Raw genomic sequence first — 11,753 nt, forward strand, 5'->3', positions numbered from 1 at the left:
TTAGTCTGACCGCGAAGTGGAAGGACGGCGGCGCTTCTTGGGCTGCGTGGCTTGAGCCTGCATTTGCGCGTCGTGGAGAAAACGATAAACCAGTTCGCCCGTCGCAAGCAGATGGCGGGCGACTAGTGTTTGCGCCGCTTCGGTGTCGCGGGCGTGCAGTGCGTCGAGAATGGCTTCGTGCTCGGCGTCGGACTGCCCCTTGAACGTGGGCATGCCGAACTTGAGCCGCAAATAACGCTCGCCCCGCCGATGCATCGTGCCAATCAATTCCATGAGGTGAGGGCGCTCGGCGGGCGCATACAGGCTCATGTGGAACTGTTCATTTCGTACTACGTAGAGCGCTTGGTCCTGTTCTTTGGACGCGGCCAACAGCAATTCGCGCGCCTCGGCCAGCGTTGCGTCTGTATGACGCTCGATCGCAATGCCGATCGCCAGACTTTCCAGCGAAGCGCGGATTTCGTAGATCTCACGGGCTTCATCGGGCGATTGCAGGCTGACCGACGCACCCCGGTTTTGCTCAATGGTGACCCAGCCTTCAGTGTCCAGTTGCCGGAACGCTTCGCGTACTGGAATGGCGCTGACGGAGAACTGCTTGGCGATAGCGTCCTGGCGCAGCGGCTCGCCCGGCAACAGCGTTCCTTCGACAATCGCCGATCGCAACGCGTCCGCTATATAACGCGACGTGCTCTGGCGCGGCTCGAAATGCGCCTCGCGAAACTGGGGATTCAGGTCGTTTTTCATGCTTTTTTCTACCGATGCTAGGTACAAGTGCGGAGTGGTCAACTGCTCGTTTTCAAATATTATATATGAAAATGCACCTTTAGGCGATCAGATGCTAACCCGATCTTTTTAGCGCAGACGCCCGGATTGGCGAACAGAGTGCGTCGTTCATATCTGGCTGATACCAGCTCATACACGTTTACACCTACCAGGAAGACAGTTATGCCAAGCACGCTCGAACGTTCGACAGGCGCCCTACGGCGCACCCGTACACCACTTAACCGGACACAGATCGTAGGCTTCTGGGGTGCCTGGGCCGGCTGGACGCTTGATGGCATGGATTCGTTCATCTATGCACTGGTGCTGGCGCCTGCGCTGACTGAACTGTTGCCGAAGTCCGGCTATGCTGCCACGCCCGCGAATGTGGGGCTGGCAGGGTCAATCCTGTTTGCGCTGTTCCTGGTGGGTTGGGGGCTGTCGTTCATCTGGGGTCCGCTTGCCGACCGCTTCGGGCGCACGAAGGTGCTCGCTGCGACTATCTTCACCTTCGCGATCTTCACCGGGCTTGCTGCGACTTCCCATACCGTTTGGGAGTTGGGTATCTATCGTTTTCTTGCGGGCGTGGGAATTGGCGGGGAGTGGGCGCTGGCCGGGACTTATGTGGCGGAAGCATGGCCGGAGGATCGACGCAAGATGGGTGCGGGCTATCTCCAGACGGGGTATTACGCGGGCTTCTTCATTGCTGCCGCACTCAACTACACGATCGGCGCAACCTTTGGCTGGCGCGCGATGTTCCTGGTCGGCATTGTGCCGGTGGTTGTATCTATCGTTGTGTTGCTGCGCGTGAAGGAAACCGAGAAGTGGCAGAAGGTTGAAGCGACTGTGGTGAAGCAGGCGAGTTCGCTGCGATCGATCTTCTCGGCGCAATACCGGCAACGCACCATCGTTGCGACCGTGTTGTTGACGGTTGCGATTATTGGGCTTTGGGCGGGCGCGGTGTATGAACCGTCGGCAGTGATTCAGCTTGCGACGAAGGCTGGCATGACGAAGGCGGATGCTTCCAGGACGGCTTCGATTGCGACGGGGTTGTTGTCTATTGGCACGATCATTGGCTGTCTCGCTTTGCCGCCAATGGCTGAGCGTATTGGGCGAAAACTGACGCTTGCGGTGTACTTCGTGGGTATGGCAGTGTCGATCGCACTGGCGTTTGGCTGGGCGTTTTATCTGGAGAACGGGCTTGTGCCGTTCATCGCACTGTTGGTGGTGCTTGGTTTCTTCGGCGGTAACTTCGCGTTGTTCAGCTTGTGGCTGCCGGAGCAGTTCGAGACACGCGTGCGTGCGACGGCATTTGCTTTTTGTACGTCGATAGGACGGTTCTTCGGGGCAATCGTGAACTTCGGGATTGGCGCGATGGTGCTGCACATGAAAACGCTAGGCGTGCCGATTGCGCTGACCGCGATTGCGTTTGTGATCGGGCTGGCGGTGATTCCGTTTGCGCCGGAAACGAAGGGGCAGGATTTACCGAGTTAAGGGGGATGGGGGTGCGGGATGGCGGGTTCGGGGGGGGCGGTCTGGTTCAATGCCGGGTTGCTGCTCTCCAGGTTTTCGCGCGTTTTATGTTGGATGTTTTCTTTATCACTATTAGCCACTGCGCGTGGCGGCGCGTCATTTCTTTGTCCAAAGCGACAAAGAAACGAAGCAAAGAAAACGCTTTCACCGCTCTACCCTAAGTGTCCACAGCGTGCAGTTTTTATTCATGGGTGCCCCAAAAGCACGGTGCTCGCAAGAGCACCGGATGTGTGAAACCCTCCTTCTCGCGAATCCTGACAGTAAAACGCTGCGCCCCGTACGCTCTCGGGCAAGCACTAGCGACTGAACCTGCCCAAGGAGCACCCCGCGCTATCCGCGGAAAACCAACCTCCAACTTTTTATGCATGCCGAACCATTTTTTAAACCACCGAGAAATGGATCTGCAGAATACGTGAAGCCTAACCCGGCAAATAACAATGCAAACTCATAGCTAACCCGCGAAGCGCCACAGCGGCAAATACGCGTGAGGCCGTGTGGATTCGCGGGGCAAGGGTGCTAGCCCGAGAGCGTAAGGGGCGAAGCGTTTTACTGTCAGGATTCGCGAGAAGGAGGGTTTCACACATCCTAAGCTCTTGCGAGCACCGTGCTTTTCGGGTACCAATGAATCAAAACTGCACGCTGTGGACACTTAATTTTTAGAGAGTTTAAAGCGTTTTCTTTGCTTCGTTTCTTTGTCGCTTTGGACAAAGAAATGACGTGCCGCCACGCACAGTGGCTAATAGTGATAAAGAAAACATCCAACATAAAACGCGCGAAGACCTAGAAAGCACCAACCCGGCATTAACCCCGACCGCTAACGCAGAACCCGTACAACCCAACACTGACCCCTGACCACCAACCCTCTCACTCAAATCGCCGCGCCAACAAACACAAAATCTCATACATGAGCGTAGCCGCAACGAGTGCGGTATTACCACTCGGATCATAGGGCGGTGACACTTCCACCACATCACCGCCGACCCAGTTCAAACCATCAAGCCCGCGCAGCAGCGCCATCGTTTCGCGCGTCGTCAGTCCGCCTATCTCCGGCGTGCCCGTCCCTGGCGTATACACCGGATCGAGGCCGTCGACATCGAGTGAAAGATACGTCGGGCCATTACCCACGACCTTACGCGCCTCATCGATAATCGCTCCCACCCCCCGCGCCTCAAATTCTTCGATAAACACCACACGCATGCCACTCTCAAGCGAATACCGCCAGCCTTCATCGGAATTCTGCGCGCCGCGAATACCAATCTGGATGGTGCGCTTCGGGTCGAGCAAACCCGCTTCCACTGCGCGTCGAAACGGCGCACCGTGCGTGAATTTCGATCCCTTGAAACTATCCCAGGTGTCAGTGTGCGCATCGATATGCACCATGCCGATAGGCTGCTTCGGCGCCATCGCCTGAAAAATAGGGTAGGTAATAGAATGATCGCCGCCCGCGCTCAACGCAATCTTGCCGGCCGCAAACACGGGTTCGAAGAAACGCCGGATGTCCTCATGCGAACGTTCAAGATGATAGAGATCGGTGAACGGAACATCGCCTATGTCCCCCACGCGGCAAACATCGAAGGGATTGAAACGCGTCACATGATGGATCGCGCGCGTCATGCTCGACATGTTGCGGATCTCGCGCGGACCGAACCGCGCACCCGGACGGGCAGTCACGCCGCCGTCGAACGGCACGCCCGCCAGCACAATATCCATCTCATTGATATCCGTGCAGTACGGCACGCGCATGAAGGTTGGGATGCCGCTGAAGCGGGGTAACGCCATCTGGCTTCGATCGGTACCGGGCATGATGTTCTCGTCAGAAGGTAGGCGGTGTATTGGTCCACAGCACACGCGTAACGGTCTTGCCGGGGTTGCGATAACTGTGCGGAACGGTGCTGGGGAAATAAAAGGTGTCGCCGGCTTGCAGCAAATAACATTCATCGCCAAGCGTCAGTTCGAACTGGCCTTCAATCACGTAACCCAGTTCCTCCCCGGCGTGGCTGATCTGTTCGTCGCTGCTCGCTAGCGGTTCAATTACGTGGATATCGCTTTGCAGCAACTGCCCCGCCGAGGGCACGATCACCCGCTCCAGCATGATCGAAAGACGCTTGCCGGCCGACGGGAACTCCGTGGTGGGACGCTCATTTGCGCGCTGCACGGGCGACGTATTGATGTCCGGTCCCGAGACGAGCGCACCCACATTGGTCGACAACGCCAGCGCAATCTTGTGCAGCGTTGCGAGCGAGGGCTGCGCGTGGCCGCCCTCGAGTTTGGACAGCATGCTCTCCGAACAACCCGCTTCCGCTGCAAGCGCTTTGAGCGTCAACTGCTTGACCATGCGCGCGTGCTTGAGACGCACGCCGAGCGCGGCGGACGGATCCGGCTGAACCTCGGGCGGCTTGGTCGCGGCCCGGCGCGGGCTCGCTGGTTTGCGTGCTGCGGTTTTTTTTGTGACCACCGGGACGCTCTTCCTAAAAGTAAGGGGATCTACGCGAGCACCGTGAACTCGACTTCCAGCGGATTCAACGCGTTGATCGGAATAATATCCTGCGGACACGCCGACATGACCACGACGCAATCCATCAACGCCTTGATCTCCACGTAATCCCCCGCCTTCGATACCGGCGCAAGCCATTCAATTGAGTAGTCCGGCCTGATCGGAATGTTCATCCACAAGTTGAACGGTTGCGGCACTTCGCGTGCCCGCAGGCCGATCGCTTTCAGCGCGAGCCGCATGTTGTCGGCGCAATTGTCGTGATAGCCGCGCACGCCCAGGTTCTTGTACCGATACAGATCGCACGCGGCCATCAACGTGTCGTGCACACCCGGCGAGGTATCGGTGACCAGTTCCGCAATCGGCCGCCGATGATTGGTCATCAGCGGATCGCCGGCTTGCGGAATGACCTTGTCGAGCGATGCGCGGGCATGTTCGAACGACAGGAATTCGTCGAGATGCCCGGCATTGAAGATCCACGTATCGCAGACCTGGGTGCCGTGCGTGTTCGTGATGCGGATCGTCTGGCCCGACTGCACCTTGACCGCGCGGCCGTTGCGCGCCGGCACCGTGTAGGTCTTGCCAATCTCGGGGGTGCCATCGGCGGAAATGGGTTCGCGCAGCGTGGCGTTTTCGCCGAGTGCATGGCTATTGTCGTGATGATGTTCAACGTGCGGCGTGCTCATGGTGACTCCTTCAGTCGGATCGGTTTCAAGGTGCTTCGTTGCAGAGATGAACCAGGCAATGCGCCAATGCGCGGGCGCCCAGTACGAGGTGATCGTCGTCGGTGGCTTCATGCGGGTTGTGGCTGATGCCGCCGCGACTCGGAACAAACAGCATCGCGCTCGGGCAATGTTTCGCGAGGTACATGGCGTCGTGGAATGCGCCCGATGTGATGCTCAGTGAAGGCGCGCCGAGTGCATCGCATGCATCGGCTACGCGTTGGATAACGGCGGGTGCGAAGTCCACGGGCGGATGGATGAATAACACTTCCGATGTCACGGCGTGGCGTGCGATGCAATTCGCGAGCTGTGTATCGAACGAGTGGAGCACCGCCGGGTTCGGGTGACGGAAGTCGATGCTGAACGTCACGTCCGATGCAATCGTGTTGATCGAGTTCGGCAGCACGGTCCACCGGCCGAAGGTAATGCGGGTATCGTTGCCGCCGAGCTGGTGCGCGAAGGCCGCGACCTCGGCGCGAATACACACGGCAAGCGTCATGGCGTCGTGGCGGGCATGCATTGGCGTGGTGCCGGCGTGGGCCGCGACACCCTTGCAACGCACCGCATACCATCGCACGCCTTGAATTCCCTTCACCACGCCCAGCGGAACATTGGCGAGTTCCAACAAGGGCCCTTGCTCAATGTGCAATTCGATAAACGCATGCGCGGCCTTCTCTGCAACGCGTGTCTCGAGTGACGGAAATGCTTCACGATGCGCGGCGAGCGCGCTGTCGAGCGAGATGCCATCGGAATCTTTCGCCTGGCTGTAGCGTTCGATCAATGCGGGATCGACGAACGCGCTCGACCCCATCGCACCCGGCTGAAAGCGCGTACCTTCTTCGTTGGTCCATGCCACCACTTCGAGCGGGCGGCGCGTACGGATACCGGCATCGTTGAGTGCGGCAAGGCATTCGAAGCCCGCCAGGACGCCGTAGCAGCCATCGAGCCTGCCGCCCGTTGGTTGGGTGTCGACATGGCTGCCCGTCATCCCCGGCGGCAGGTTCTCCAAACCGGGGCGGCGGAAAAACAGGTTTGCGCACGCGTCCGTTTGCACCGAGCAGCCGAGTGAGATTGCATGATTGATCAGGAAACGCCGTGCGTCGATATCAGTAGAAGACAGCGCCGGACGATCCACGCCCCCGTCTTCACGCGCACCGAAGCGAGCGAGCGTTTCTATCGATTCGAGCAGACGTGATGCATCAATGCAAGAGGCCGCCTTAAGTGCATCGTTGGACATCACGCGACTCCCGTGGCTGCGGTCAAGCTGCGATCGAACCACGGCTTCAGAAACTGTTGTAAACGCGGCGTGCGCGTATTGCCGAAGATCTGTTCAGGCGGCCCCGCCTCCACTATCTGCCCTGCTTCCATGAACACGACGTGATCCGAGATCTTCGCTGCGAAACTCATTTCGTGCGTGACCATGACCATCGTCATGCCGTCTTGCGCAAGCGATCGGATCACGCTCAATACTTCTTCCACGAGTTCAGGATCGAGCGCCGAAGTGGGTTCGTCGAGCAGCATGACTTCCGGTTCGATTGCCAATGCGCGAGCGATGCCCACGCGTTGCTGCTGACCGCCGCTCAGGGACGCGGGGTATGCATCGGCTTTCTCGGCAAGGCCAACGCGCGTCAGCGCGGCCAGCGCCTGTTTGTGAGCATCGGCCTTGCCCGTTTTCTTCGACAACACCAGCGGCGCAGCCACGTTACCGAGCACGCTCATGTGCGGCCAGAGATTGAACTGCTGAAACACCATGGACACCGGCCGACGCACTTCCGCAATGCTCTTTTCACTATCGCGATCACGTGCCGAACGCCCTGCTGAGCGATAACCAAGCAGCTGACCTTTGATCCATACCTCGCCTTCATCGTAGGCTTCGAGAAAGTTCATGCAGCGCAATGCCGTTGTCTTGCCGGAACCGGAAGGCCCGATCAGCGAGACGATTTCACCGCGTGTCACCGCGAGATCGATGCCCTTGAGCACGCGATTAGCGCCATACGATTTACCCACGGCGCGCAGTTCGAGAATGGGCAATGAACTCATGAGGTTTTCCGCGAAGGAGCAATCAGCACTTGCGCCCATCGGGCAGCGAGGGCGATACATTGCGTGAGGAGCCAGTAGCACACGATCAACATCGTGTACGGAGCGATGTACGTGTAAGTGGACGAAACTATGTCGCTTGCTGTCATGGTCAATTCGGGCACAGTGATGATCGACGCCACGGCGCTTTCCTTGATGACGAGAATGGTCTGGTTGGCGAGCAAGGGAATAGCGAACGCAATGGCCTGAGGCATCTCGATGCTGCGAAACGCAGCCCATCGGCTGATGCCAAAAGCGCGCGCTGCTTCCCCGTGTCCGCGCGGAATGCTGGCCCAGCCGGCACGAAAAATCTCCGCGAAATACGCGGCCGAATAAAACGCGAGCGACACAATGGTGGCTTGCACCGCGGTCATCGTGATGCCGATGACCGGCAAGCCGAAATAGACGATCACCAGTTGCGACAGATACGGCGTACCACGTACGAGCCACACATACGCGCGATAAGGCGCGGCAAGCCAGCGCGGGAACCGCAGCCGCAACGCATTGAGGACGAAGCCACCCAGCGCGCCGATGAAGGCTGCAAGCAAGCTGACCTCGAGCGTCACCAGGATGGCGTCGGCGAAGCGCGGGATGAGCGAGAGGAAACTGTTCATGGTCGGCTCAGGTCCGTCGCGCCACGCGTCGTTCGATACCCCGACCCGCAAGCGACAGCAGCGAAGTAATCGCGAGATAGAAGCACGCCGCGAGCGTATAGACCTCCAGCGGCCGATAACTGACCGAAGACAATTGCTGTCCGACGCGCATCAGGTCCGTGACCGCAATCACCGACACCACCGCTGAAGCCTTCACTATGTCGATCATCTCCGACACCAGCGCCGGCAACGTCAACGCGATGACCTGCGGAATCTCCACATGCCACAACGCCTGGCGGCGCGTGAGATTGAAAGTCTGCGCCGCTTCGATCTGCCCGCGCGGAATCGCCCGAAAACCCGCGCCGAGGATCTGCGACTGATACGCGGCCGTGTTCATCGACAAACCCACTGCCGCCGCGACCACGCCTGGGATGGCCCACCCAAGTCCCGAGGGCACGTAATAAAACACGAGCAATTGCGCGAGGACTGGCGTGCCGCGAAAGAGGCTCACATAGACGCGCGCCGCTGTGGCCAGCGTGCGGCTTTTGCTCGCGGACATCATGTAGATGAAGATGCCCGCGAAAAAGCCGCACGCCACTGCGATCGCCGAGAGCCATAGCGTCGTGATCGCGCCGTCCAAGAGTTGCGGCAGATAGCCAAGACAACGCGCGAGGAGATCGGGTGGGTTCATATCAGTCGATGTTTGATGCTTGTTAATACCTGACTACATCGACGGTTCGGGCATCGCGTCGGCGGGGACATCCATGGTCGTACCGAACCATTTCATTTGCAGCGCTTTCATGGTGCCGTCATGATTCGCGCGGGCGATGGCGTCGCTGAAAAGCTTGAGCAGCGTCGCGCTGTCCGCGTCCTTACGCGCGACCCACGCAAAATAGCTCTTCGGTCCAATGCTTTGCGGCAATACGCTGAACACGCCCGGACGCGATTTCAGCAGCGGTCCAAGATTCGCGACCGATTGCGCGACCGCGTCCAGACGGCCGACCGCGAGGTCCGCATAGGCTTCATCGAAGGCGACGTATTGCTTGATCTGCTTGATGCCGGGACCGCCTGCGGCCTTCAGGTTCTTGTCGAGCGTCATGAGAGCCTGCAGTTGCGCCGAGCCCGTTTGCGATCCGACAATCTTGCCGTTCAGGTCATTGGGAGACTTGATGGATGCTTCATTCGAACGCACGAGGACGCCTGCGGTTGCATCGGCGATGGGCAGCGTGAACGCGAAGTGGCTCTCCCGATCCTTGTTGACGGTGACGGCGGTGATGACCATGTCAAAGCGCTTGGCATCGAGGCCTGGCAGCAAGCCCTGGAACGGCAGGTCGAGTTGCTTGAGCTTGACGTCGGGCAATGACTTCAGCACATATTGCAGGAGGTCACTGTCGTATCCCACGATCCTGCCGTTCTCAACGGATTCGAACGGCGCATAACGCGCTTCAGTTCCCACCGTGATTTCCTTGTTCGCTTTTACGCGCGCAAGCAAGTCGCCGCTTTGCGCGTGACCCGGAATCGACGCGCATAGCGCAAGTGCGCCGGTCATTGACAAGACAAACCTGCGAAGTGACTGATGCATGATGCTCCCGTGCGGCCACGCCGCAAAGAGGGGTTAGTGAATTTTGTTCAAGATACTTGAATGAAATTCACTATGCATGAAGTGTGCCATATGAAAAAGACCCGTGACGCGATGTTTTAGGCTGGCCGGCATGCACCGGAGTGGGATTTCAACGCACTCGTGCATGGATAAAGTGCCACCGTGCACAAGTCAACGGCAGCAGGGCCGCGTATTGGAACGAAAGGGGGAGGGTACGATGTAAAGAGCGGCCGTTTCCAGGCCGGCTGATTTCACTACTTTTACTCATGGCAGAGGGCTTCAATCATGGAAGCACTGGTTCTCGAAGAAGCGCGCCGTATCAGCTTGCGTCCGTTCACCTTGCCGCAAGCCGTCGGTGCGCGCGATGTACGGATTCGCATCAATACGGTCGGCATTTGCGGCAGCGATATCCACTATTACCAGCACGGCCGGATCGGGCCGTTCGTTGTCAACGAGCCGATGGTCCTGGGTCACGAAGCGGCGGGAACCGTGATCCAGATCGGCGATGAAGTGGAGCATCTGAAAGTGGGCGACCGCGTCTGCATGGAACCGGGCGTGCCCGACATGGAGTCACGCGCGTCGCGCGAGGGCATGTACAACCTCGACCCGAGCGTGCGTTTTTGGGCGACGCCGCCCGTGCACGGTTGTCTGACGCCGTTCGTCGTGCACCCCGCGGCGTTCACATTCAAGCTGCCGGACAACGTGAGTTTTGCGGAAGGCGCGATTGTCGAGCCATTGGCTATCGGCGTGCAGGCGGCAACGAAAGCGAAGATAAAACCGGGGGATGTAGCCGTTATTCTGGGCGCCGGCACCATCGGCATGATGTGTGCGTTGGCCGCGCTCGCAGGGGGATGCAGCCGCGCGATCGTATGCGATCTCGTGCCGGAGAAGCTGGCACTGATCGGCGGCGTGCAGGGCGTGACGGCAGTGAACATTCGCGATCAGCGCGTCCAGGACGTGGTGTCGGAACTTACAGGCGGTTGGGGCGCGAACGTTGTGTTCGAAGCCAGCGGCAACGAAAAAGCGTTCGACGGCATTGTCGACCTGATGTGTCCCGGCGGTTGCCTCGTCCTCGTCGGGATGCCACAACACGCCGTGCCTATCGATATTGTCGCGGTCCAGATCAAGGAAGTGCGGATCGAGTCCGTGTTCCGATACGCCAATATGTTCCCGCGCGCGATCCAGTTGATTGCATCGGGCCGGCTCGATGTAAAACCCTTCATCTCGCGCTCGTTTGCATTTGCAGACGGCATCAAGGCGTTCGAGGAAGCCGCCAGCGGCAACCCTGCCGACGTGAAGGTTCAGATCGTCATGGAATGACGAGGGCGTGTTGATTCAAGTCCATTGCTCAAGCAATGGACCTTCGCGTCCTCCAACAGGATCGCTGCGTGGAAACGGCAACGCCTCCATTGCAGCGATTTCTCCCTCCGATAACGCCTCGCGCCGGATGTCCCATTGCTGCCCTTCGGGGTACGCGCCGACTACCTGAAACCGCCCCTCCGTTGCTTGCAGGCAGTGGCCGGTTCCTGCTGGAAGCAGCACGACGTCGCCCGGGTCCAGCGAGACCACGAGTCCGCCAGGTCCACCAACAATCACCTCTGCTTTCCCCGATATTGCCCCAAGCACTTCATGCGCCGTGGAGTGGAAGTGGTGGTAGTCGAAGATGCTGTCGCGCCATTGCGGCGGCCATTGATTGCGTGCGAAGAGCGCTTCAAATTCCGGGCCGAGGTCCTTGCGGGAGGGGGAAAGCGCACGCCGGTAAATCAGTACCGGCAAGTGCCGGTTGTTCGGGACCCACGCGTGCGGTGTCAGCCTGAGGATTTCATAGTCGAGGGTTGAAGCGTGGCGGGCAGATTGAAGATCGTGCTTCATGAAAGCTCCTTGATCGAACCAGATGACGAAGGTTCTATCCACGTCAGCTTTTTGCGTGCCCGTGCTCCGGCGCGCGCCACATAAAGCGTTTCATCGTCGCGTTGAAAAAA

General features: G+C 59.1%; 12 protein-coding genes. 2 read left to right on the forward strand and 10 right to left on the reverse strand.

Features of this window, described 5'->3' with window-relative positions:
- The gene (locus ACMX25_RS19150) at positions 1 to 741 is read right to left on the reverse strand and encodes a GntR family transcriptional regulator (protein ID WP_414951646.1); all 741 of its coding nucleotides are present in this window, start codon (positions 739 to 741) and stop codon (positions 1 to 3) included.
- A 201-nt stretch (positions 742 to 942) separates the two neighbouring features.
- Here ACMX25_RS19150 and ACMX25_RS19155 point away from each other — a divergent pair, with 201 nt between their 5' ends.
- Entirely contained in the window at positions 943 to 2,250 is a 1,308-nt protein-coding gene (locus tag ACMX25_RS19155; protein ID WP_414951647.1) for an MFS transporter, read from the forward strand.
- A gap of 903 nt (positions 2,251 to 3,153) precedes the next feature.
- Here the strand turns inward: ACMX25_RS19155 and speB are convergent.
- From speB to ACMX25_RS19195, 8 genes are all read right to left on the reverse strand, one after another.
- Positions 3,154 to 4,092: an agmatinase gene (gene speB, locus ACMX25_RS19160; RefSeq protein ID WP_414951648.1), complete on the reverse strand. Its 939-nt coding sequence runs from the start codon at positions 4,090 to 4,092 to the stop codon at positions 3,154 to 3,156.
- A 10-nt stretch (positions 4,093 to 4,102) separates the two neighbouring features.
- Entirely contained in the window at positions 4,103 to 4,645 is a 543-nt protein-coding gene (locus tag ACMX25_RS19165; RefSeq protein WP_414951680.1) for a cupin domain-containing protein, read from the reverse strand.
- Between the two features lie 128 nt (positions 4,646 to 4,773).
- Complete coding sequence (locus ACMX25_RS19170; protein WP_414951649.1) at positions 4,774 to 5,466, reverse strand: DUF1989 domain-containing protein; 693 nt, start codon at positions 5,464 to 5,466, stop codon at positions 4,774 to 4,776.
- A 25-nt stretch (positions 5,467 to 5,491) separates the two neighbouring features.
- Positions 5,492 to 6,739, reverse strand: a complete 1,248-nt coding sequence (locus tag ACMX25_RS19175) for a M20 family metallo-hydrolase (protein ID WP_414951650.1) — start codon at positions 6,737 to 6,739, stop codon at positions 5,492 to 5,494.
- Entirely contained in the window at positions 6,739 to 7,542 is an 804-nt protein-coding gene (locus ACMX25_RS19180; protein WP_414951651.1) for an amino acid ABC transporter ATP-binding protein, read from the reverse strand. The genes ACMX25_RS19175 and ACMX25_RS19180 overlap by 1 nt, the downstream gene beginning before the upstream one ends.
- Complete coding sequence (locus tag ACMX25_RS19185) at positions 7,539 to 8,192, reverse strand: amino acid ABC transporter permease (protein ID WP_414951652.1); 654 nt, start codon at positions 8,190 to 8,192, stop codon at positions 7,539 to 7,541. Before ACMX25_RS19185 ends, ACMX25_RS19180 begins: the two co-directional genes overlap by 4 nt.
- 7 nt (positions 8,193 to 8,199) lie before the next feature.
- The gene (locus tag ACMX25_RS19190) at positions 8,200 to 8,862 is read right to left on the reverse strand and encodes an amino acid ABC transporter permease (RefSeq protein WP_414951653.1); all 663 of its coding nucleotides are present in this window, start codon (positions 8,860 to 8,862) and stop codon (positions 8,200 to 8,202) included.
- Positions 8,863 to 8,895: 33 nt separating this feature from the next.
- A complete protein-coding gene (locus ACMX25_RS19195; protein WP_414951654.1) occupies positions 8,896 to 9,753 on the reverse strand; it encodes a transporter substrate-binding domain-containing protein in 858 nt (285 codons plus the stop codon).
- A gap of 303 nt (positions 9,754 to 10,056) precedes the next feature.
- Here ACMX25_RS19195 and ACMX25_RS19200 point away from each other — a divergent pair, with 303 nt between their 5' ends.
- Complete coding sequence (locus ACMX25_RS19200) at positions 10,057 to 11,091, forward strand: NAD(P)-dependent alcohol dehydrogenase (RefSeq protein ID WP_414951655.1); 1,035 nt, start codon at positions 10,057 to 10,059, stop codon at positions 11,089 to 11,091.
- A gap of 15 nt (positions 11,092 to 11,106) precedes the next feature.
- Here ACMX25_RS19200 and ACMX25_RS19205 read toward each other — a convergent pair whose 3' ends face one another.
- Entirely contained in the window at positions 11,107 to 11,643 is a 537-nt protein-coding gene (locus tag ACMX25_RS19205; RefSeq protein ID WP_414951656.1) for a cupin domain-containing protein, read from the reverse strand.
- Positions 11,644 to 11,753 lie beyond the last annotated feature (110 nt).

Origin of the sequence: Caballeronia eucalypticola, assembly GCF_047608185.1 — a bacterium.
In the GTDB taxonomy this organism is placed as follows: domain Bacteria; phylum Pseudomonadota; class Gammaproteobacteria; order Burkholderiales; family Burkholderiaceae; genus Caballeronia.